Origin of the sequence: Phyllobacterium sp. 21LDTY02-6, from assembly GCF_023554255.2 — a bacterium.
In the GTDB taxonomy this organism is placed as follows: Bacteria; Pseudomonadota; Alphaproteobacteria; order Rhizobiales; family Rhizobiaceae; genus Phyllobacterium.
The window spans coordinates 224025-244645 of record NZ_JAMJWD020000003.1 but is presented as its reverse complement, the minus strand read 5'-3'; the positions used below and the strand labels follow the sequence as shown (position 1 = coordinate 244645).

Genomic DNA, 20621 nt, shown 5'->3' with positions numbered 1-20621 from the left:
CCCATCGCTGAAAATCCTGAAAGCACCGACATGACCAAGCCATTGCCCGCCGATATCCACTCCACATTCCCGACCCGCTCACCGGCCGAGGTGCGCGCCGAATTGCTGGCCCGGCGCGAAATATTGTTCGCGGACCTGCGCGAGGAAGCCCAGTTCGCCGAAGCCCATCCGCTCTGGGCCGCGAATTTGCCGCTCAGCAAGCTGGAGCTGGAAGTCCGGCGGCGGGTACCCAACCCGGACGTCCTCATCGTGCTCTATGGCCATGACGGCTTGCGGGACCTTGCGCCGATTGCGGCGCAGAAGCTCAGGGCGTGGGGATATGGCAATGTCCACCTGCTGGAGGGTGGGCTCGCCGCATGGCAGCAGGCGGGTTACGAGACCTTCATCGACGTGAATGTTCCGTCCAAGGCTTTCGGCGAGCTCGTCGAGGGCCTGCGCCATACGCCGCTGCTGCCGGCCGAGGAGGTGCAGAGGCTGATCGAATCCGATACGCCGCCGGTCATCCTCGATGCCAGGCGGTTCGACGAATTCAACACGATGAATATCCCGACGGGAACCTCCGTGCCGGGCGGCGAGCTTGTGTTGCGGGTGCGCGATCTCGCACCGGACCCGCGAACGACGGTGATCGTCAATTGCGCCGGCAGGACGCGCTCGATCATCGGCACCCAGTCCCTCATCAATGCGGGCATTCCCAACCCGGTCGCCGGCTTGCGCAACGGCACCATCGGCTGGACGCTCGCCGGGCTCTCGCTCGAACATGGCGCCACCCGCCGCTTCCCGGACGAGACCTCGACCGTCGCGCGCAAGGCTGCCCGCGAGAATGCGCGCGCCGTGGCGGAGCGCGCCGGCGTGCGCCATATCTCGCTGGTCGAGGCAGGCAGGCTCATCGCGCCCGGCAGGACGGTCTACCGTATCGACGTGCGCACGGCGGAAGAATTTGCCGAGGGTCATCTGCCAGGGTTCCAGAATGTCCCCGGCGGGCAGCTGGTGCAGGAGACCGACCACGTCGCTCCCGTCCGCGGCGCCGCGATCCTGCTGGCCGACGATGATGGAACCCGCGCCGACATGGCCGCGTCCTGGCTCATACAGATGGGCTGGGAGACCTATGTGATCGACGCCGAACCGGGCCAGCAGCAGGCGGACAGCGCCAGTACCGCAGCGCTTGCCCCGCATGCGCCGGATGTCCCGGAGGTCGATCCGCAAAAGCTCGAGGAATGGCTGGCAGCCGGAACGGCGGCGGTCATCGACGTCACGGCGTCGGCGAGACATGTGAAGGGCCATATCCCCGGCGCGTGGTGGGCGCTGCGGTCGCAGCTGCAACAGGCCTTGCAGGCGATCGGGCCCGCGCAGCGCTATGTCGTCACCTGCGCGACGGGAGCGCTGGCGCGATTTGTGGTGCAGGACCTGCAGGAGCTCGGTTTCGCCGAAGCGTTCCTGCTTGCCGGCGGCACCGAGGCATGGGCCGCAAGCGGGCGCGCGCTGTCATCCGGCGAGGAACGGCTGGCGTCGCCGCGCATCGACCGCTATCGCCGACCCTATGAAGGGACCGATGCGCCGCGCAAGGCCATGGAAGACTATCTCGAATGGGAATATGGCCTTGTCGGCCAGCTGGACCGCGACGGCACGCATTTCTTCCATGTGATCTGATATTCGGTGTGGTCCGGTCGTTCTCCGGCTGGCCCGCGGTTTGCAGGCCTCCGGAACGACCTTCATGCTGGCGTTTTCACGCCGCAAATCGGCCTACTTGCAGTTGAATTTTGTGCGGATTCTCAACCGGGGCTCTTCACATGGATCGCGAGTCTGCAAGTGCAATGTCCTCCTATCAGGCATGGAGGCGGATCGTTCTGGGCATCATCATCGCCCTGATCTGTCTCTTTCTCGTGTTCACAGGTTCACTCAATGACGAGCCGACGCATGAGCGCATCGAAATGCTGGGCCTTGCCCTCATGTTGACCGGGATTGGCGGGCGGTTGTGGTCGACGCTCTATATTGGCGGGCGCAAATCGGCGGAGGTCGTCACCACCGGGCCCTATTCGATCATGCGCAACCCGCTTTATTTCTTCTCGACGCTGGCATCCGTCGGCGTCGGCGCGCAGACCGGCACCCTGGCGGTCACGGTGATCGTGCCTGTCCTGTGCGCCTGCGCATTCTACATCGTGACGCTGCGCGAAGAGCGCTATCTGACTGCAAGGCTCGGCGCTTCGTATCGGTCCTACCGGGCCTCCGTGCCGCGCTTCTTCCCGAAGCCGTGGCTTTTCAGGGATGACGACCACGTCACGTTCAGGCCGCACCTTCTCAACAGGACGCTGCTCGACGGCCTGGTATTCCTGCTTTCGATACCGTTTTTCGAGCTGATCGAGCAAGGACAGCAGGCGGGCTGGATCCCGGTTCTCTTCTGGATCCACTAGCAGGCGCTCGCTGGGCGCGACATTGAACGCATCACCCGGAACCTGCGGCGCGTCCCGAGCGGAGCGGCCCTTTCCGTAATGCTGCGGCAATCTTCATTACGGAAAAGAACCGAACGGACGGGCGGGCACAATGAGACTTCTGCTGATAGAAGACGAGAAAGAACTGGCGGCGGCGCTTTCGGTCGCGCTGAAGAAGCACGGCGTCGTCACAGACCATACGATGCAGCTGACCAACGCTTTCGAACTGACGCTGCAGAATGATTACGACGCGATCCTGCTCGATCGCCGCCTGCCGGATGGCGACGGGCTGACATTCATTCCGAAGCTCAGGCGGGCTGGTGTCAAGTCCGCCATCATCATCCTGACGGCGCGCAACGAGCCGCTCGAACGGGTAGAGGGCCTGAACATCGGCGCCGACGATTATCTCGGCAAGCCGTTCCTCGTCGAAGAACTGATCGCGCGGGTGCGGGCGGTGCTGCGGCGGCCGGCACAGCTCGCCGAGCCGAGCATCGCGGCGGGGCACATGGTGATCGATCCGCTGCACCTGAACGTCATGCTGGATACCGCCGTGCTCGACCTGCCGCGGCGCGAGCTGCTCGTGCTCGTGGCGCTGGCGAAGCGCAAGGGCAGGACCGTCCTCAGGTCCACGCTCGAGGCTGCGGTCTATAATTACGAGGAAGAGATCCAGTCCAATGCGCTCGACTCGCATATTTCCCGGCTGCGCAAGCGGCTACAGGACGCCAGTGCCGGCGTGGCGATCCACAATATTCGCGGTGTCGGCTATCTCCTGAAGGAAGAGTGACGCGCATGGCAACAATGGCGAACCCGTCGCTTTGGTGGAAGCTGAGCTGGCGGCTCAGCCTGGTGATCACCGCCGTCGTCGCCGCGGTGATCGTCGGCCTCTGTTTCTGGGCGACGACGATCAGGTCGCCCAATTTCGCCGTGGAACGCGAGATCGGTTCGGTGATGGCCGAGGCGGTGCAGCGCGACGGCAAGGGCGGCTTCGTCATCGCCGACACACAGGCCCTGCGCGACCTCAAGCGGCGCAACAGCCGGCTCTGGTATGTCGTCGCCACCAGGGACGGCGCCTCGGTCTCCCATGGCGTCATCCCCGCGCCCTATGCCGGGCTCGCGGCGCTGGCGCATGTGTTCCAGGCGGCGGATATTCGCGGCGCCACGGCGACCGACGAGATCGCCTCGGTCGAGCGCGTCGATACGGCGGCGGGCGAAGTGCGGATATTGTTTGGCGGCTTCGCCCACCAGGGCTGGCCCGTCCTCGCTTTCCTGATCGCCAGCTATCCGATCTATGTTCCCCTGATCGTCCTTTCGCTGCCGGCGATCTTCCTGACCGTGCCGAGGATCGTCAGGCGGTCGCTCGCAAGGGTGGACGATGTCGCGCGCAAGGCAGCGGAGATCGAGCCGCAGCGCCATGGCGCGCGCCTTCCCGTCGAGGGCATCCCCCGGGAGGTCGCTCCGCTCGTCGTCGCCTTCAACGGTGCGCTGGATCGGCTCGAGGCCGAATTCGAGAAGCGCCGGCGCTTCCTCGTCGATGCCGCCCATGAGCTGCGCACGCCGATCGCCATCATGCAGACGCGCATCGACGGGATGGCGGAGGGAGCGGCCAGGACGACGCTGCTGAAGGACGTTGCCCGCCTGGCGGAGACGGCCGAGCAACTGCTCGATTTCGAGCGCAACGACCAGGGGACGGACCAGCATGAACTGGTCGATCTCGTCGAGATCGCCCGGATGGTCGTCGCCGATCTTGCGCCCCTGGCCATCGCCGGCGGCTACCAGATATCGTTCCAGAGCGAGGTCGAGCGATTGCAGCGCATGGGCAGCCCGACAACCCTGCCGCGCGCGATCGGCAATCTCGTGCGCAATGCGATCGAGCATGGCGGCAATGCCGGGACGATCACGGTTGCGGTTTCGCGCGGCGGCGAGATCGAAGTGGCCGACGAGGGGCCGGGCATAGCGCCGGAGCATCGGGAACTCGTGTTCGAGCCCTTCTACCGGGTTGCGCCGAAGAGTATCGGCGCCGGCCTCGGGCTCAGTCTCGTCAAGCAGATCGTGGCGCACCATGGCGGGCGGATCATCCTCGAAAGCGGTGCCGCCGGAACGCGCGTGGCAATTCGGATCCCCTGAATACGCATATGTTTCAAGCCGTAATGTTGCGGCAATTCTCGGCTCGCAAGGTCCGCCCGATCATTCGTGACGGAGGCCACAGACGTGCCCAACAACCCACCAGTTCCAGTCCCGGTTCCATTCCCGGTTCCATTGTTTCGACGTTCCGCCCATCGGTCGCTCATGCGCTCGCTCCGCCCGGCTTTTCCCCCCCTCTGCCCGGCCTTGCCCCTGGGCCTGGCCTTGTCCCTGAGCCTGGCGGTCGCCGGCTGCGCCTCGGTGCCGCTGAAGGAAGGCGGAACGCTGACCTCGTACAGCAATCTCGGCGCGCCCAAGGGGAAGATCGCCAAAAAGCGCATCTATGTCGACGGGCCGGCGCTTGCGGCGGTGAAGACCGCCAGCATCATGCCGACCACCTATGCGCCCGGCGCCGCATCCGATGTCAGATCGGCGGCTGACCGCGCCCTGGTGACCAATGTCATGGATCGCGCGCTCTGCGTCGCGCTCAGCGACAAATACCGGATGGTCCAGCCCGGCCAGCCGGCGGATATCGTCATCCGTTCCGTCATCACCGACGTCGTTCCCACCAACAAGGCCATGGCCGGAATTTCCGCCGCCGTGACCGTCGGCAGCGGCTTTGCCATGCCGAGCAATATTCCCGTCAGCGTGCCGCGGCTGCCATTCGGCCTTGGCGGGCTGGCGGTCGAGGCGGAAGCGGTCGACAGCGTCGGCGTCCAGCGCGCGGCGATGGTATGGGCGCGGGGCGCGAATTCGATCCAGGACAATCCGCGCTATTCGGAAGTCGGCGACGCCTATGGCCTCGCCACCAAATTCGCCTCCGACTATTCGAAGATGCTCATCGCCGGAAGGGAGCCGAAAGCGTTCTCCATGGCGCTGCCGTCAAGACAACGCGTGCGATCCTGGCTCGGCGGCAAGCCGAAATATGCCGCCTGCGAATCCTACGGCCGCGCGCCGGGACTGCTCGGTGTCGTCGCCTCCAATTACGGCCTGCCGCCGCAATGGACGGAGAAGAAGCCGAAAACATACTGATCGAGGACCAGTTAGCCGAGATACTGGACGAGGGGCCGCGCGTGATAGGGCGATTGCTCGACGCGGGCCTCGACGGAGAAGACGTCCCGGAGCAGGCGCTCCGTCAACACCTCTTCCGGCGTTCCCGACGCGACGATCTTTCCCTGCTGCAGGATGAGCAGCGTGTCGCAGAAGACGGCGGCATGGTTCAGATCGTGCAGCGCGATGATGCTGGTGATCGACAGGCTCGATACGAGGCGCATGAGGCCGAGCTGGTGCTGGATGTCGAGATGGTTGGTCGGCTCGTCGAGGATCAGCTCGTGCGGCGCCTGCGCCAATGCGCGGGCGATGTGGGTCCGCTGCTTTTCGCCGCCCGACAGGCTGGACCAGGGGTCATTGCGCTTTTCGGCCATGCCGGCCCGCTCAATGGCGGTCGCGACGGCTTCCTCGTCGCCGGGCGACCAGCCGGAAAACATGGTGCGATGTGGAAAACGGCCGAGGCGCACGACATCGACGACGCGCAGATTGGCGGTGGTGGTGGCATGTTGCTCGACGAAGGCGACCCGCCTGGCCAGCGCCTTGCGCCCGATCTGGCCGATATCGGTGCCGCCGAGGCTGATCCTGCCGGAATGCGGCCGCTTGAGCCCGGCGAGCAGCCGCAGCAGCGAGGTCTTGCCGGAACCGTTCGGCCCGAGCAGGCCGAGCATCTTGCCCGGCTGCGCCTCGAAGCTGATGCCGTCGAGGATCGTCTTCCTGCCGATTTTCCAGGTGAGATTGTCGGTCTTGAAGCTCATGATGCGCGCTGGAACCGGTAGAGGATGACGGAGAAGAACGGCACGCCGACAAGCGCCGTCACCACGCCGATGGGCAGCACCTGCTGCGGCACGATGGAACGCGAGCCGATATCGGCGAGGACCATGAAGATCGCGCCGCCTATGGCGCAGGCCGGCAGCAGGCGCATGTGCAGCGGCCCGGCGAAAAAGCGCGCGACATGGGGCACGACGAGGCCGACGAAGCCGATCGATCCGACCATGCTGACGATGGTCGCGGTCATCAGCGCGGTCAGGGCGAAGAGCGCCACGCGCGTTCTGCCGACATTGACGCCGAGCGAAGCCGCGGCTTCGTCGCCGAAAGCGAAGGCATCGAGCACGCGCGCATAGAACAGGCAGGCGACGAGGCCCGCGCCGATGATCGCCGCGACGAGGACGAGTTCGGGCCAGCGCACGCCGCCGAAGCTGCCGAGCAGCCAGAACATCACGTCGCGCGCCTGCTGCGCATTGCCCGAGGTGGTGACGATATAGGAGGTGGTGGCATTGAACAGCTGCGACGCGGCAACGCCGGCGAGGATCGTGCGGTCGTTGCCGCCGCGGGTGCCGTTGGAAAGCAGGGCCACGAACAGGAATGCCGCAAAGGCGCCGGCGAAGGCGCCGGCCGACAGCGAGACCACGCCGGCGCCAAGGCCGAAGATGAGGATCGAAACCGCGCCCGTCGAGGCGCCGGCCGAGATGCCGAGCACATAGGGTTCGGCCAGCGGATTGCGCAGCAGCGACTGCATGATTGCTCCCGACAGCGCCAGTCCCGCACCGCAGAAGGCCGCGACCAGCGCCCGGCTGAGCCGGTAATCCCAGATGACGGCCTCGTGGATGCGGTTGAGTTCTGCCGCCGTCCAGCCGAGACGGTTCGTCACGGCGAGGAATGTCGTCGCCAGCGGTATCGGCAGGTCGCCGATGCCGACGCTGATGCCGACGACCAGGGCGATGGCTGCGAAGGCGGCGGCGAGCAGGGCGCCGAGGGCGGCCGACCGCCGCAGGATCTGGCTGGCGCGCGTCACTTCAAAAGGCCGAGCGCCTTCAATTGCTGCGCCACCTGCTCGGCGCCATAGATGGTCCTGACGGTGGGGTTCATCGCCTGGCCATCCATCACCACCAGCGCCTTGTTCCTGACGGCGGCAATCTGGCTGACCACCGGATCGGTCGTCAGGAACTTGATCTTGGCCTCGGGCTTGTCCAGCTCCCAGCGATTGCGGTCGAGGCTGGCGACGACGATGACGTCCGGATTGGCGGCGATGATGCCCTCCCAGCCGACCGTCGGCCATTCGGCCTCCGCCGTGATCGCATTATGGCCGCCGAGCACGTCGGCGATGAAGCCGGATGCGCCGTTCTTGCCGCCGAGATAGGCGTCGGCGGATGGGCTCGGGCTGGAGAACCAGAAGACATAGGACAGGTCCTTGCCATCCTTGGAAACGCCGGCGCGAAGGGCGGCCTCGCGCGCCTTGAAATCGGCGATGAGCGCCTGGCCGCGATCGGCAACGTCGAAAATCTGCGAAAGCTCGTCGATCTCCCTGTAGAGCAGGTCCATGTTCCACAATTGCGCGCGGCTGCCATATTGATCCTTGACCTCGGCGGTGCTGAGGCAGGTGCTCGGCGAAAGATAGGTCGGGACGCCGAGCTTGTCGAAATCCTCGCGCTTGGCGACCTTGCTGGTCGGCCCAAGCAGGCTCGGCAGCGCGGCGGCGACGAAATCGGGCTCTTCGGCAAGGATGGATTCGAAGGTGGGGAATTCCACCGTGAGCAGCTTCACCTTGGCATTGGCCTCGGCAAGCGCGGGGAGAACCTTGCTCGGCCAGAACGCGGTTCCCGCCATGCGGTCCTCCAGTCCGAGCAGCAGGAGGATTTCCGCGCTGTTCTGGCCAAGGCCTATCGCCCGTTGCGGCGCCTTGGCGAAAGTGACCTTCGCGCCGCAATTCTCGATGGTGAGCGGATAGGCCGTCGAAGCGGCATTGGCCGGAAGGGCTGCGTGCATGAGGATGGCACAGAGCGCGGCAGCGACGAGGAGGGGTCTCTCAAACACGGATATACTCGCTTTGTCATTATGGAAGCTGTCGCGCCGTATATCCCCCGCCGTTCAAGATAACAAGACAAGGCTGCTCATGTTTCGAGCGAGCGGGATTGCTACATGCGTTCGCCGGGCAGCAGGCTCGCCTGCCTGACCCAATCGGCGAACCTCGCCTCGTCCAGTTCGTCATCCTCATAAATGTCGAGATAGCGCACGTCCTTCTGCTTCGACGTGCCGGGCGGAACGGGATCGAGCGCTGCGCCGCGGAAAAACGCGACCTTCACATAGCGGGCGAAGCAGTGAAAGCTGAGGAACCAGCCTTCGCCCTCGATGCCATAGAAGGGCGAATTCCACTTCACCGCCTTGTGCACGTCCGGCACCGTGCGGGTGATGATCTCGTCCAGCCTGCGCCCGAGACCGGTCTTCCAGCCGGGCATGGCGGCGATATAGGCCTGGACTGGCGCATCGCCATAGGCCTTGGCAATCTGCGGATTGCCGCCGGAAAGAAGCACCGGCTTGCCGTCGCCTCCGGCTTTCGGGGATTTCGACGTTTTCGCAGGCTTTCTGGTCATGGCGTCTTACTCCATCTGTTGCCCGAGCACCCGGTCGAGATCGGCGAGGAACTTCTGCCAGCCGGCCATGGCGCCGCCATAGGCCTGTTTCTGCTCGGGCCCGAACCCGGCCTGTTCCATGCGCAACTGCGTTCCCGCCGGCGTCGGATGAAGCGTGAATGTCACCGTGCTCTGCAGGGCATAGGCTGCATCCTCATGCGCGTGATCCCAGCTATAGGCCAGCCGCCTGTTCGGCTCCACCTCGAGAACCTCGCAATCGAGGATGCCGCCCCACTCGCCGCGCAGCTTGAAGCGATGTCCGACGGCGAGGTTGAAATCGTTCTTCATCAGCCATTCCTCGATCAGGTGCGGCTGGGTGAGGGCCCGCCACACTTTTTCGGGCGGATGCGGAAGCTCGCGCTCGACGATGACGGTGCGCAGTTCGGCTGAAGTCCGGGTCATTGGTCCATCCTGTTGAGCAATGTTTCGAGATCGTCGAACCGGCTTTGCCAGAAGCCGGCCATGTCGCGCGTCCAGTCGGATAGCGGGGCGAGGGCGCCCGGCTGGGCACTGTAATGGGTCTGGCGCCCCTCATGGCGGTCACTGACGAGGCCAGCACGCTTCAGCGCCGCAAGGTGCTTCGACACAACCGGCTGCGAGACGCCGGCCCCGGCCGTCAGCACGCCGACCGTCTTTTCGCCGTCGCGGCAGAGCCGTTCGAACAAGGCGCGCCGGGTGGGATCGGCGAGGGCCTTGAAAAGGAGATCATGTTGGGTCTGCACCGTATCCATACCTCTGTGGCTATGGATTGTTATATAGCCGCATGGCTATGAATAGTCAACAGCTTCGTCGCGCGCCAATATGCTCATGGCCAGATCGACCGGCCAGATCGACTGGCCAGATCCACTTGCCAGGTCCACTGGCCAGATCCACTGGCCAAATCGAAGGAGTGCATTAGATTGGGGCGCATGACTTCAGGGGAGAAGCCGATGCAACTCATCCGCATCAATGACAGACTTTCGATCGCACCGCAGCCGGACACCGGGGAATTCGGCGATCTTCGCAAGCAGGGCTTCGCGGCGCTGATCAATGCCCGCCCCGATGGCGAGGATGCCGACCAGCCCGGCACGGCGGCCGAGGAAGCCGCGGCGAAAGCGGCCGGCCTCTCCTATGATTTCGTGCCGGTGACGCTGCGCAACATCACCGAGGCCGACATCCGCGCCTTCCGGGACGCCATGGCGCGGGCGGATGGCCCGGTTCTCGCCCATTGCAAATCGGGCGTGCGCGCTTTGACGCTGCAAGTGATCGGCGATGTGCTCGACGGGCGGTTGGCGCTGGCGGAAATCCCCGTCCTTGGCCAGCGGCACGGGTTCGACCTCGGCCCGGCCAGTGCATGGCTGGAGAAGCATTTTTCCCGCCGCCCGCATGTTCGCGCCTTCTTCGAAAGCCGCAGTTCCAGCATCCAGTATGTCGCCGCCGATCCGGCGACCGGCAAATGCGCGATCATCGATCCGGTGCTGAACTTCGACGAGAAGTCCGGGGCGATCTCGACGCGAAGCGCCGACGAGATGCTCGATTTCATCGCGGCGAACGGGCTGGAACTTGAATGGATACTCGACACCCATCCCCATGCCGATCATTTTTCGGCGGCGCATTATCTCAAGGGCAGGACCGGCGCGCCCACGGCCATCGGCGACAGGATCGGCAAGGTCCAGGAAATCTGGAAGCAGATATATAACTGGCCGGAGCTGGCGACGGACGGCTCGCAATGGGACCATCTCTTTGCCGATGGCGAGACGTTCAGGCTCGGTTCCATCGACGGTCGCATCATGTTCTCGCCCGGCCATACGCTGGCTTCCATCACCTATGTCATCGGCGATGCGGCATTCGTCCACGATACGCTGTTCATGCCGGATGGCGGCACCGCGCGGGCGGATTTCCCCGGCGGCAGCGCCGCCATGCTGTGGAACTCGATCCAGTCCATCCTGGCGCTGCCGGGCGATACGCGCCTGTTCACCGGCCATGACTACCAGCCGGTCGGCCGGCATGCCCGCTGGGAAAGCACGGTCCTCGAGCAGCGGCAGAACAACCCGCACCTTGCCCTGTCGGAACAGGAATTCATCCAGCGGCGCAGCGAGCGCGACAAGACCCTGCCGATGCCGAGCCTGATCCTGCATGCGCTGCAGGTGAACATCCGCGGCGGGCGCCTGCCGGAGCCGGAGGAGAATGGCAGGCGCTACCTGAAATTTCCGCTCGACGCGCTTTAGAGCTGTCGACAGGCGAAGTCGAGCTGTGCTATTACCGCCTTGGTCCCATTGTTGGACCAAGGAAGCAGGATGAACCGCAACAGCACCGTCCAGAACATCGTCGACAGCATTCGCAGCGACATTCGGCAGAATTATCGGCCGGGCAGTCTTCTGCCGAATGAACGGCAGATCGCCGAGCGGTTCGGCGTCGGGCGCAACACGGTTCGGGAAGCGCTCATCCACCTTGAAGCCTTCGGGCTGATCGAGAAGACGCAGCGCGGGCCGCGCGTCTGCGCGCCGAATGTCGCGGCGGTCTTCCATGTCATGGACCAGTATTTCGACCGCAGCCTCAAGACCTGCCAGGACCTGCTCGATTTCAGGCGGATGATCGATATCGGCGTGCTGCAAGGCGTCGTCGAGAACATCACCGACGCGGATATCGCCGCCCTCGAAGAGCAGGTGAGGCGAATGGGCGACGCCCTGACGGCGCATGAGGCGGCGCTGGCGGATTATGCCTTTCACAGCGAGATCATCCGCATCTCGGGCAATGGCGTGCTGGCCAAGCTCTACAAGGTGCTCGAGCACACGCTGGTCTTCTACATGGAGATCGGCAAGAGCGGCAATGGCGCCAGGACGTCGGCGCAGCACGGAGCGATATTGGAGGCCCTGCGGCAACGGTCGTTGCGCGCCGCGCGGCAGGCCTTCGACGAACATTACGGATATAGTGAAGCCAACCTCCTTTCGGCCTACCGGAAGGATCAGGGCCAGGATGCAACAACGGAAGCGATATGAACAAGGTACTGAGAATAGTCGAAGAGAATCTGGCGAAGTTCTATTCCGTGGAAAGGGCGCCGATGGGCGAGGAGGATGTCCGCATCGCCGTGCGCCATGTCGGGCTTTGCGGCAGCGATCTCAATACGTTCAAGGGCCTCAATCCGCTGGTCCAGCTGCCGCGCATCCCGGGGCATGAGATCGGCGGGGAAATCGTCGCCGCCGGCAGCAGGGTCGGCCCGGACTATCGCCCCGGCCGCCGCGTCATCGTCATGCCCTATACGTCCTGCGGAAAATGTTCGTCCTGCCGCAAGGGACGCACCAATGCCTGCCGCTACAACAGGACGCTCGGCGTCCAGCAGGATGGCGGGCTTGCCGAGGAAATCGTGCTGCCGGCCGACAAGGTCATCCTGAACGATACGCTGCAGCCGCGGCATCTCGCCCTGGTCGAACCGCTCTCCGTCGGGTTCCATGCGGTCGAGCGCGGCCGTGTCGGCGCAGGCGATACGGTCGCCGTGATCGGCTGCGGGATGATCGGCATGGGCGTGATCATCGGCGCGGCGGCGCGCGGCGCCCGCATCATCGCCATCGATCCGAGCGATGAGAAACTGGCGCTGGCGCAGGCCTTCGGCGCGCAGCACGTGCTGCCCGCCGGCGGCGAGGAGCTGGTCGCCAGGGTCCATGAACTTACCGCCGACGATGGCGTCGACGTCGCCTTCGAAGCGGTCGGGCTGCCCGCGACATTCACCCAGGCGATAGATCTCGCCGGATTTGCCGGCCGCGTCGTCTATGTCGGCTATTCCAAGGCGCCCGTCACCTACCAGACGCAGTTCTTCAATCTGAAGGAACTCGACATCATGGGGTCGCGCAATGCCACCCTTGCCGATTTCCGCAACGTCGTCGCCCATATGGAGAAGATGGGCGATGCCGCCGACCGGCTGATATCGCGGGTATTCGCATTCGACGATGCGGAACAGGCCTTGCCCTATTGGAGCGGCAACCGCGACGTCCTCAAGATCGTCATCGAACGGGGATGAAGCCTACTTTCGGCGGTTGCGGAATCGGCGATTTGAGGAAAAGCTGATGCCGATTCGATCAACGCCGGGGGGAGATGTCCGTGGCCGCCAATTCACCTTACGAAGTTCATGATCCGCGCTTCAATGCGCTGATCGTCAAGACCGCCGAGCTGGAGGAGCTCTATTCGGGCTGCAGGTGGGCGGAGGGACCGGTGTGGTTCTCGGACCTGAATTGCCTGCTCTGGAGCGATATCCCGAATGAGCGCATGCTGCGCTGGGTGCCGGAGGGCGGCGTTTCGACATTCCGCTCGCCCTCCAACTTCGCCAATGGCCATAGCCGCGACAGGCAGGGGCGGCTGGTCTCCTGCGAACATGGCCCGCGCCGTGTCACGCGCACCGAGCCGGACGGCAGCATCACGATACTGGCCGACGCCTATCAGGGCAGGCGCCTCAACTCGCCCAATGACGTCGTCGTCAAGTCCGATGGCTCGATCTGGTTCACCGATCCCACCTACGGCATCCTGTCGAACTATGAAGGCTACAAGGCGGAACCGGAACAGGCTTCCCGCAACGTCTACCGGCTGCAGCCGGATACGGGCACGATCGAAGCGGTGGTGAGCGATTTTACCCAGCCGAACGGCCTCGCTTTCTCGCCGGACGAATCGAAGCTCTATATCGCCGATTCAGGCGCCAGCCATGACGGCACCGTGCCGCGCCATATCAGGGTGTTCGATGTGGTCGATGGTACGAAACTAGCCAATGGCAGGGTGTTCTGCACCATCGACAACGGCAATCCCGATGGGATGCGGGCGGATCTCGACGGCAATATCTGGACGAGCGCCGCCGATGGCGTGCATTGCTTCGCGCCGGACGGCAGCCTGCTCGGCAAGATATTGGTGCCCCAGATCGTCTCCAACCTCACCTTTGGCGGCCCGCGCCGCAACCGGCTCTTCATCACTGCGACCCGATCGCTCTATTCCGTCTATGTGACGGCGACCGGGGCGCAATATCCCTAGTTCGATCCTAACTGGGCCTCAGGCGGTCTTGCCCTGGCGCTCCAGCCGCAATGCCGCGGCGCGCCGGTGCCCTTCCATGCCCTCGGTGCGGCTCTGGCGAACGGCCGGCGGCGCGACGGCTTCGACGCCGCGCTCGTCGAGCCATTGGTGGGTGCATATCTTGACATAGGACCCGACCCAGAGCCCGCCGGTGTAGCGGCCCGCCGCCATCGTCGGCAATGTATGGTTGGTGCCGCAGCATTTGTCGGAATAGACCACGCTTGCCAGCGGGCCGACGAAAAGCGAGCCGTAATTGCGCAGTTTCAGCGCGGTTTCATGGGCGTCGCGCGTGTGGACCTGCAGATGTTCGGCGGCAATATGATCGGAATAGGCGATCATCTGCGCCTCGTCATGGCAAAGGGTGATCTCGCCGAAATCGCGCCATGCCGCGCCGGCGACATCGGCGGTGGGCAGGGTCTGGAGCTGCCTTGAAATCTCCGCCAGAACCGCCTCGGCCAGGCTCCGGTCGGTGGTGATGAGGCCGACGCGCGTGCGCACATCATGTTCCGCCTGGGCGAGAAGATCGGTGGCGATCATCTCCGCATCGCCCGTCTCGTCGGCAACGGTGAATATCTCGCTCGGACCGGCGAGCTGGTCGATGCCGACCCGGCCGAATACCTGCCGCTTGGCCTCGTTCACATAGGCATTGCCGGGGCCGACGATCTTGTCGACGGGCGGGATGGTCTCGGTTCCATAGGCCATGGCGGCGATGGCCTGCGCACCGCCGACCTTGAAGATCCGGTCCGCGCCCGCCATGTGGCAGCCGGCGATCATGGCCGGGTGGGCATTGGGCGGCAGGCAGGCAATGACATTGTCGCAGCCCGCGACCTTGGCCGGCACCAGCGTCATCACCGGGGCCGAAAGTATGGGATAGCGGCCGCCCGGCACATAGGCGCCGATCGTCTCGATCGGGATCACGCGGTGGCCGAGATGCAGGCCCGGCAGCGCATCGAATTCGAGCGGCAGGATCGTGCGCAACTGCGCCTCGGCGAAGGCGGTAACGCGCTCGATCGCGAATTCGGTATCCTTGCGGGTCTGCGGATCGAGCGCCGCAAGCGCCGCGTCGCGCTCGGCGCTGCCGACTTCGAATGCCTCGATATCGACCGAATCGAACCGTTGCGCATAGTCGCGGACGGCGGCGTCGCCGCGATCCCGCACATTGGCGATGATTTCCTTCACCAGGCCTTCGATCGCGGCAGTGTCTGCCACCGCATCGACGCCGGGTCGCTTGATATATTCGACAGTGTCGATCGCGTTGCTGCTGGGGGGCGTTGCCATGCTGTTCTCATCTTGCCTGTGAAACCTGCGTCACATTCAGTCAGCCTCGCCTTGACTGCAATCGGGGGTAGCGGCACTGTTCATTATGCTCACCAGCAGCAAAACTGGCCGGGCATTGAAAACCGACAGGAGAGAGGGAGCTGTTCATGCCGAAGATCGGCAGCAAATTGCGCGAGATGCGGCGGCGTCGCGACCTGAGCGTGCGCGAACTGGCGGGGCGTTCCGGCATTTCGCATTCCACCATCTCGCTGATCGAGCGCGACAAGATGAGCCCTTCGGTCGATACGCTCGGGGCGGTCCTCGATGCCCTCGGCACGACCTTGCCCGGCTTCTTCAGCGATCTGCAGTCGAGCCTGCCCTATACGCCGTTCTACCAGGCGGAGGAACTGGTGGAGATCGGCAAGGTGGAGACCGTTTCCTACCGGGTGATCGGGCTCAACCACCCCAACAGGCAGCTCCTCATGCTGCACGAGACCTATGCGGTCGGCGCGGATACCGGCGAGGCCTTCTCCCACGCGGCGCAGGAGGCGGGCATGGTGATCAGCGGCGCGGTGGAGGTGACGGTCGGCGGCGAGAAGAAGGTGCTCCGCAAAGGCGATGGCTACTATTTCGACAGCCGGCTGCCGCATCGCTTCCGCAATGTCGGCACGGAAAAGAGCGAAATCCTCAGCGCCATCACGCCGCCGACCTATTAGCCGGCCCCGATCGGTGATTATTCTCACCGCCGACCGGAAATGTGCTTTCAATCCTCTCAAACTGTGGTTTTCTTGCTGTTCATCATAATAAAAAGGGGAACGACGATGAAGCTTCTGAATGCAACCTTGATCATGCTTGCTCTGACCGCCGGCAGCGCGGCGACGACGGCGCAGGCCCGCGACCTGACGGTGGTGTCCTGGGGAGGCAACTATCAGGACGCCCAGCGGAAAATCTATTTCGAGCCTTTTTCGAAGAAGCTCGGCAAGCCCGTGCTGGACGAGAGCTGGGACGGCGGCTACGGCGTCCTGCAGGCCAAGGTAAAGGCCGGCGTGCCGAACTGGGATGCCATCCAGGTCGAATCCGAGGAACTGGCGCTCGGCTGCGCCGATGGCATCTATGAAAAGATCGATTGGGAGAAGCTCGGCGGGGAAGCCAAATATCTGCCCGCTGCCGTCAACGAATGCGGCGTCGGCGCCATCGTCTGGTCCACCGGCATTTCCTATGATGGCGACAAGCTCAAGGACGCGCCGAAATCCTGGGCGGATTTCTGGGACACGACGAAATTTCCGGGCAAGCGCGGCCTGCGCAAGGGCGCCAAATATGCGCTTGAATTCGCACTGATGGCCGATGGCGTCGCAGCCGGAGAGGTCTATTCGCTGCTCGCGACGCCGGAAGGCGTCGACCGGGCGTTCAAGAAGCTCGATGAACTGAAGCCGAACATCGTATGGTGGGAGGCAGGCGCGCAGCCATTGCAGCTGCTTTCTTCCGGCGAGGTGGTCATGACCACCGCCTATAATGGCCGCATCAGCGGCCTGAACCGGACCGAGGGCAAGCATTTCGGCTTCGTCTTTCCGGGCAGCATCTATGCGATCGACAGCTGGGTCATCCTGAAGGACAGCCCGAACAAGGACGCCGCGATGGATTTCATCGCCTTTGCCAGCGAGCCGGACAACCAGTCGAAGCTGCCGGAATATATCGCCTACGGCCTGCCGAATACCGAGGCGGGCAAGCTCGTGCCGGAAAAGTACCAGGCGGAGCTGCCGACGGCGCCCGACAATCTGAAGGACGCCATCGCCCTCGATGTCGATTTCTGGACCGACAATTCGGAAGCTTTGACCCAGAGGTTCAACGCATGGCTTGCACAATGACGATCCGCACGGAAGAGCGCTGACCGCTTTCCCTTCGCCGACGCAACGGTGCGACGCCGCACCGTTGCGGGACATTGTACAAAGTCAGGACCGACATCGATGAGCAACCCATTCATCCGCTTGGAGGGCGTTACCAAATCTTTCGGCGCGCTTACCGTCGTCGAGGGGCTTGATCTGGAGATCGAACGGGGGGAGTTCGTCAGTCTGCTCGGGCCTTCGGGTTCCGGCAAGACCACCATCCTGATGATGCTGGCGGGTTTCGAGAATCCGACAAGCGGCACGATCTGGGCCGATGGCAAGCGGATCGACGGGCTGCCGCCGCACAAGCGCAACATGGGCGTGGTCTTCCAGAATTATGCGCTGTTCCCGCACATGACGGTGTCGGAGAATATCGGCTTCCCGCTGAAGATGCGCGGTGCCGCCAGGGCCGAAACGGCCGAGCGGGTGAAGAAGGCGCTGGACATGGTGCAGATGGATGCGCTGTCCGACCGGCGTCCGTCGCAATTGTCGGGCGGCCAGCAGCAGCGCGTGGCGCTGGCGCGGGCGCTGATCTTCGAGCCGGAAGTCGTGCTGATGGACGAGCCGCTCGGCGCGCTGGACAAGCAGCTGCGCGAGCAGATGCAACTGGACATTCGCGAGCTGCACCGCCGCCTCGGCCTGACGATCGTATTCGTCACGCATGATCAATCCGAGGCGCTGACCATGTCGGACCGGATCGCCATATTCAATCGCGGCAAGATCGAGCAGATCGGCGGGCCTGCGGAAATCTACGATCATCCGAACACGCGCTTCGTCGCGGAGTTCATCGGCGAGACCAACCTCGTCAACGGGCCCATCCGGAAATCCGATGGCGGCACGGCGCGGGTGGAACTGGCGGGCGGCCAGGAGATCATGGTGGAATCGAGCCAGGATTATGCGCCCGACGAGCGCGTCTGCCTGTCGATCCGTCCCGAGCGGATCAAGCTGCGGCCCGCCGCCGGCCCGGCGAACACCCTGCGTGCGACGGTCTCCGACATCGTCTATCACGGCGATCACCTGCGGTTGCTGCTGTCCTGCGAGGGCGCGTCCTTCGTCGCCAAGACCGATCGAAGCGCGCAGCCGCCGGCTGTCGGCGCCGCGGTCGACCTTTCCTTCCAGCCGGCCGATTGCTGGGTGATCCGGCAATGAAGCCGCGCTACGGACGCCTGGTCCCGCTCTTGCTGGTGGCGCCGCTGCTGCTGTTTCTTGTCGTCTTCTTCGCCATGCCGCTGGCGACGATGATGAAATCGGCCGTTTCCGATCCTGTTGCGGCCCGGGCCCTGCCCGAAACGGCCAGCGCCGTCGCCGGCTGGGACAATTCCAGCCCGCCGACGACCGAGATGCAGGCGGCGCTCGCCAATGATATCCGGCAGATCGAGGACGACCAGCTGTTCGGCGATCTCGTCCGCCGGCTCAACAGCGCCAAATCCGGCTTTCGCACGCTGATGGGCAAGACCCGCACGGCGGTGAAGGAGAATGCCGACAATGCCGATCTTGTCGGCATCGACAAGCGCTGGGCCGACCCCGCCTATTGGCGCGCCGTCAGCGTTGCGGCAGCTTCCAGCATAACGGACCGCAATCTGCTCGCCGCCGTCGATCTGCAGCGCGATGCTTCCGGCGAGATCGAGGCGCTGCCGGCCGGTGCCTCGGCCAACCGGGCGATCATGCTGCGCACTTTCCTGATGGCGCTGACGGTGACCATCGCCTGCGCGCTGATCGGTCTTCCCTATGCGATGATCGCGGCGTCGGTCGATGGCTGGAAACGCCAATTGCTGCTCGGGGCCGTCCTGCTGCCGCTGTGGACCTCGCTTCTGGTGCGCACCGCCGCCTGGTTCATTCTGCTGCAGGACAGGGGGTTGATCAATTCGGCATTGATGCAGCTCGGCATCGTTTCGGCGCCGCTGCCGCTGATCTTCAACCGGGTCGGCGTCGTCATCGCCATGACCCATGTGCTGCTGCCCTTCATGGTGCTGCCGATCTTCAGCGTGCTGATCGGCATACCGCGCAATCTGATGCCCGCGGCGGCGTCGCTCGGTGCCCATCCGCTGCGCGCCTTCTTCCATGTGCTGCTGCCGCTGTCGCTGCGCGGCGTGGTGTCCGGCTCGCTTCTCGTCTTCATGACCGCGCTCGGCTATTACATCACGCCGGCGCTCATCGGCGGCGCCAAGGACCAGATGATCAGCTCCGTCATCGCCTATTACGCCACCGGCGCGGCGAATTGGGGCATGGCGGGAGCGCTCGGCCTGGTGCTGCTGGTCGCCACCATGATCCTCTACGCCATCTACCTTCGCCTTTCGTCCGAAAGGGAGGCGCGGGCATGAAGACATTGCCTCTTGCACGGCTCATATTCGGCGCGGCGGTGATATTCTTCCTGATCGCGCCGCTCATCGCCATCCTGCCGCTGGCCTTTACCGACAGCGTCTTCCTCAACTACCCGATCCCGGCCTATTCCACCCGCTGGTTCGAGGAACTGGTCACGGCGGATGTGTGGCGCCGGTCGATCGTCAACAGCCTGATCATCGGGCTTGGCACGACGCTGCTCGCCACCCTTCTCGGCACGGTCAGCGCGCTCGGCCTGAGGGAGAAACGGCTCTCGCTCCTGCTGGCCACGATCAAGACGCTGTTCCTGCTGCCGCTGGTGGTGCCGGCGGTGGTGCTCGGTGTCGGCATGCAGCTGATGTTCGCGCAGTATAGTCTCACCAACAGCTATATCGGCGTCATCGTCGCCCATACGGTGGTGGCGGTGCCGTTCGTCGTCGTCAATGTCCTCGCCGCCCTGCAGGGGATCGACCGGCGGCTGGAACAGGCGGCGGCCAGCCTTGGCGCTTCCCCGACGACCGTATTGCGGAAAGTCACCCTGCCGCTGGCCCTGCCGGGCATATTGTCCGGTGCGGTCTTCGCCTTCGCGACCTCGCTCGACGAGGTGGTGCTGACGCTGTTCGTCGCCGGGCCCAATCAGCGGACGCTCGCACGGCAGATGTTTTCGACGATCCGCGAGAATATCAGCCCGGCAATTGCCGCCGTGGCCTTCGTGTTCATTCTCGGCACGATCCTGCTTGCGCTCATCATGCGCTTTGCGCGCGGCATGCGGCAGGGCCAGGCCTGAAGCCCGGCTGCGTCAGTGCAGCATGATTTCTCCGTCGACCTTGCGCCATTCGTTCGGCCCGATCAGGCGCTGATGCGTGAAACGGATCGAATGCAGCGGTCCTTCCAGTTTTTCCTGCCAGAACTCCAGGAATTTGCGCATTTCCGGGAAATCCGGGGCCAGATCGTAGTCCTGCCAGATATAGGTCTGCAGCAGGGATTTGAAGTCTGGCCGCCGATAGAGGATATGCGCGGTGGTCAAGCCATATCCCTGCAATTGGCGCTCGAAATTCGACGTGAAGCTCATCAGGAACAACCTCCATTGCCAATGGATGAATCGTGCCAACTTCCAGCGATTCGATCAA

22 protein-coding genes are annotated in these 20621 nt (G+C 64.3%); 14 read left to right on the top strand and 8 right to left on the bottom strand.

Going from position 1 to position 20621, the window contains the following annotated elements:
• The first annotated feature begins 30 nt into the window (after window positions 1-30).
• From M8997_RS12630 to M8997_RS12610, 5 genes are all read left to right on the top strand, one after another.
• Window positions 31-1647 carry a rhodanese homology domain-containing protein gene (locus tag M8997_RS12630; protein ID WP_250017451.1) on the top strand — a complete coding sequence of 539 codons (1617 nt, stop codon included), beginning with the start codon at window positions 31-33 and terminating at the stop codon, window positions 1645-1647.
• Window positions 1648-1811: 164 nt separating this feature from the next.
• Window positions 1812-2408: an isoprenylcysteine carboxylmethyltransferase family protein gene (locus M8997_RS12625; RefSeq protein WP_250017453.1), complete on the top strand. Its 597-nt coding sequence runs from the start codon at window positions 1812-1814 to the stop codon at window positions 2406-2408.
• A gap of 130 nt (window positions 2409-2538) precedes the next feature.
• Complete coding sequence (locus M8997_RS12620; RefSeq protein ID WP_250017455.1) at window positions 2539-3210, top strand: response regulator transcription factor; 672 nt, start codon at window positions 2539-2541, stop codon at window positions 3208-3210.
• A gap of 5 nt (window positions 3211-3215) precedes the next feature.
• Complete coding sequence (locus M8997_RS12615) at window positions 3216-4550, top strand: cell wall metabolism sensor histidine kinase WalK (protein WP_250017457.1); 1335 nt, start codon at window positions 3216-3218, stop codon at window positions 4548-4550.
• A 162-nt stretch (window positions 4551-4712) separates the two neighbouring features.
• The gene (locus tag M8997_RS12610) at window positions 4713-5579 is read left to right on the top strand and encodes a DUF3313 domain-containing protein (RefSeq protein ID WP_250017459.1); all 867 of its coding nucleotides are present in this window, start codon (window positions 4713-4715) and stop codon (window positions 5577-5579) included.
• Between the two features lie 11 nt (window positions 5580-5590).
• Here the strand turns inward: M8997_RS12610 and M8997_RS12605 are convergent, their stop codons facing one another.
• The 6 genes from M8997_RS12605 to M8997_RS12580 all read right to left on the bottom strand — a co-directional run bounded on the left by M8997_RS12605 (window position 5591) and on the right by M8997_RS12580 (window position 9726).
• Window positions 5591-6352: an ABC transporter ATP-binding protein gene (locus M8997_RS12605; protein ID WP_250017461.1), complete on the bottom strand. Its 762-nt coding sequence runs from the start codon at window positions 6350-6352 to the stop codon at window positions 5591-5593.
• Complete coding sequence (locus M8997_RS12600; protein ID WP_250017463.1) at window positions 6349-7389, bottom strand: iron ABC transporter permease; 1041 nt, start codon at window positions 7387-7389, stop codon at window positions 6349-6351. Before M8997_RS12600 ends, M8997_RS12605 begins: the two co-directional genes overlap by 4 nt.
• A complete protein-coding gene (locus tag M8997_RS12595) occupies window positions 7386-8360 on the bottom strand; it encodes an ABC transporter substrate-binding protein (RefSeq protein ID WP_250017838.1) in 975 nt (324 codons plus the stop codon). The genes M8997_RS12600 and M8997_RS12595 overlap by 4 nt, the downstream gene beginning before the upstream one ends.
• A gap of 149 nt (window positions 8361-8509) precedes the next feature.
• Window positions 8510-8965: a DUF1801 domain-containing protein gene (locus M8997_RS12590; protein WP_250017465.1), complete on the bottom strand. Its 456-nt coding sequence runs from the start codon at window positions 8963-8965 to the stop codon at window positions 8510-8512.
• Between the two features lie 6 nt (window positions 8966-8971).
• The gene (locus tag M8997_RS12585; RefSeq protein WP_250017467.1) at window positions 8972-9406 is read right to left on the bottom strand and encodes an SRPBCC domain-containing protein; all 435 of its coding nucleotides are present in this window, start codon (window positions 9404-9406) and stop codon (window positions 8972-8974) included.
• A complete protein-coding gene (locus M8997_RS12580) occupies window positions 9403-9726 on the bottom strand; it encodes a metalloregulator ArsR/SmtB family transcription factor (protein ID WP_250017469.1) in 324 nt (107 codons plus the stop codon). Before M8997_RS12580 ends, M8997_RS12585 begins: the two co-directional genes overlap by 4 nt.
• Window positions 9727-9933: 207 nt before the next feature.
• On the opposite strand from M8997_RS12580, the gene blh reads away from it, so the two are divergent.
• The 4 genes from blh (at window position 9934) to M8997_RS12560 (ending at window position 13993) form a co-directional block, all read left to right on the top strand.
• Window positions 9934-11211 (top strand): bifunctional sulfur transferase/dioxygenase Blh, encoded by a 1278-nt coding sequence (gene blh / locus M8997_RS12575; RefSeq protein WP_250017478.1) that lies wholly within the window; start codon window positions 9934-9936, stop codon window positions 11209-11211.
• A gap of 69 nt (window positions 11212-11280) precedes the next feature.
• Window positions 11281-11982 carry a FadR/GntR family transcriptional regulator gene (locus M8997_RS12570; RefSeq protein ID WP_250017480.1) on the top strand — a complete coding sequence of 234 codons (702 nt, stop codon included), beginning with the start codon at window positions 11281-11283 and terminating at the stop codon, window positions 11980-11982.
• On the top strand, window positions 11979-12998 hold the full coding sequence (locus tag M8997_RS12565) for a zinc-binding alcohol dehydrogenase family protein (protein ID WP_250017482.1): 1020 nt from the start codon (window positions 11979-11981) through the stop codon (window positions 12996-12998). The genes M8997_RS12570 and M8997_RS12565 overlap by 4 nt, the downstream gene beginning before the upstream one ends.
• 80 nt (window positions 12999-13078) lie before the next feature.
• Window positions 13079-13993 (top strand): SMP-30/gluconolactonase/LRE family protein, encoded by a 915-nt coding sequence (locus tag M8997_RS12560; RefSeq protein ID WP_250017484.1) that lies wholly within the window; start codon window positions 13079-13081, stop codon window positions 13991-13993.
• Window positions 13994-14011: 18 nt separating this feature from the next.
• On the opposite strand, the gene hisD is transcribed toward M8997_RS12560, so the two are convergent.
• On the bottom strand, window positions 14012-15310 hold the full coding sequence (gene hisD, locus M8997_RS12555) for a histidinol dehydrogenase (RefSeq protein WP_250017487.1): 1299 nt from the start codon (window positions 15308-15310) through the stop codon (window positions 14012-14014).
• Between the two features lie 146 nt (window positions 15311-15456).
• Here hisD and M8997_RS12550 point away from each other — a divergent pair, with 146 nt between their 5' ends.
• The 5 genes from M8997_RS12550 to M8997_RS12530 all read left to right on the top strand — a co-directional run bounded on the left by M8997_RS12550 (window position 15457) and on the right by M8997_RS12530 (window position 20278).
• A complete protein-coding gene (locus tag M8997_RS12550; RefSeq protein WP_250017489.1) occupies window positions 15457-16005 on the top strand; it encodes a cupin domain-containing protein in 549 nt (182 codons plus the stop codon).
• A gap of 105 nt (window positions 16006-16110) precedes the next feature.
• Window positions 16111-17154, top strand: coding sequence for an ABC transporter substrate-binding protein (locus M8997_RS12545; protein WP_250017491.1), 1044 nt, complete (start codon window positions 16111-16113; stop codon window positions 17152-17154).
• Window positions 17155-17253: 99 nt separating this feature from the next.
• Window positions 17254-18321, top strand: a complete 1068-nt coding sequence (locus tag M8997_RS12540) for an ABC transporter ATP-binding protein (protein WP_250017494.1) — start codon at window positions 17254-17256, stop codon at window positions 18319-18321.
• Window positions 18318-19493, top strand: coding sequence for an ABC transporter permease (locus tag M8997_RS12535; protein ID WP_250017496.1), 1176 nt, complete (start codon window positions 18318-18320; stop codon window positions 19491-19493). Before M8997_RS12540 ends, M8997_RS12535 begins: the two co-directional genes overlap by 4 nt.
• The gene (locus tag M8997_RS12530) at window positions 19490-20278 is read left to right on the top strand and encodes an ABC transporter permease (RefSeq protein ID WP_250017499.1); all 789 of its coding nucleotides are present in this window, start codon (window positions 19490-19492) and stop codon (window positions 20276-20278) included. The genes M8997_RS12535 and M8997_RS12530 overlap by 4 nt, the downstream gene beginning before the upstream one ends.
• 12 nt (window positions 20279-20290) lie before the next feature.
• Here M8997_RS12530 and M8997_RS12525 read toward each other — a convergent pair whose 3' ends face one another.
• Complete coding sequence (locus M8997_RS12525) at window positions 20291-20563, bottom strand: usg protein (protein ID WP_250017501.1); 273 nt, start codon at window positions 20561-20563, stop codon at window positions 20291-20293.
• Window positions 20564-20621 lie beyond the last annotated feature (58 nt).

Bases quoted from the DNA above. Each gene is read 5' to 3' on its own strand.
- M8997_RS12525 (WP_250017501.1), bottom strand. From the start codon at position 20,563: ATGAGCTTCACGTCGAATTTCGAGCGCCAATTGCAGGGATATGGCTTG.
- M8997_RS12565 (WP_250017482.1), top strand. From the start codon at position 11,979: ATGAACAAGGTACTGAGAATAGTCGAAGAGAATCTGGCGAAGTTCTAT.
- M8997_RS12590 (WP_250017465.1), bottom strand. From the start codon at position 8,965: ATGACCAGAAAGCCTGCGAAAACGTCGAAATCCCCGAAAGCCGGAGGC.
- M8997_RS12585 (WP_250017467.1), bottom strand. From the start codon at position 9,406: ATGACCCGGACTTCAGCCGAACTGCGCACCGTCATCGTCGAGCGCGAG.
- M8997_RS12630 (WP_250017451.1), top strand. From the start codon at position 31: ATGACCAAGCCATTGCCCGCCGATATCCACTCCACATTCCCGACCCGC.
- M8997_RS12615 (WP_250017457.1), top strand. From the start codon at position 3,216: ATGGCAACAATGGCGAACCCGTCGCTTTGGTGGAAGCTGAGCTGGCGG.
- M8997_RS12530 (WP_250017499.1), top strand. From the start codon at position 19,490: ATGAAGACATTGCCTCTTGCACGGCTCATATTCGGCGCGGCGGTGATA.
- hisD (WP_250017487.1), bottom strand. From the start codon at position 15,310: ATGGCAACGCCCCCCAGCAGCAACGCGATCGACACTGTCGAATATATC.
- M8997_RS12605 (WP_250017461.1), bottom strand. From the start codon at position 6,352: ATGAGCTTCAAGACCGACAATCTCACCTGGAAAATCGGCAGGAAGACG.
- M8997_RS12535 (WP_250017496.1), top strand. From the start codon at position 18,318: ATGAAGCCGCGCTACGGACGCCTGGTCCCGCTCTTGCTGGTGGCGCCG.
- M8997_RS12540 (WP_250017494.1), top strand. From the start codon at position 17,254: ATGAGCAACCCATTCATCCGCTTGGAGGGCGTTACCAAATCTTTCGGC.
- M8997_RS12570 (WP_250017480.1), top strand. From the start codon at position 11,281: ATGAACCGCAACAGCACCGTCCAGAACATCGTCGACAGCATTCGCAGC.
- M8997_RS12610 (WP_250017459.1), top strand. From the start codon at position 4,713: ATGCGCTCGCTCCGCCCGGCTTTTCCCCCCCTCTGCCCGGCCTTGCCC.
- M8997_RS12595 (WP_250017838.1), bottom strand. From the start codon at position 8,360: ATGCACGCAGCCCTTCCGGCCAATGCCGCTTCGACGGCCTATCCGCTC.
- M8997_RS12625 (WP_250017453.1), top strand. From the start codon at position 1,812: ATGTCCTCCTATCAGGCATGGAGGCGGATCGTTCTGGGCATCATCATC.
- M8997_RS12545 (WP_250017491.1), top strand. From the start codon at position 16,111: ATGAAGCTTCTGAATGCAACCTTGATCATGCTTGCTCTGACCGCCGGC.
- M8997_RS12620 (WP_250017455.1), top strand. From the start codon at position 2,539: ATGAGACTTCTGCTGATAGAAGACGAGAAAGAACTGGCGGCGGCGCTT.
- blh (WP_250017478.1), top strand. From the start codon at position 9,934: ATGCAACTCATCCGCATCAATGACAGACTTTCGATCGCACCGCAGCCG.
- M8997_RS12550 (WP_250017489.1), top strand. From the start codon at position 15,457: ATGCCGAAGATCGGCAGCAAATTGCGCGAGATGCGGCGGCGTCGCGAC.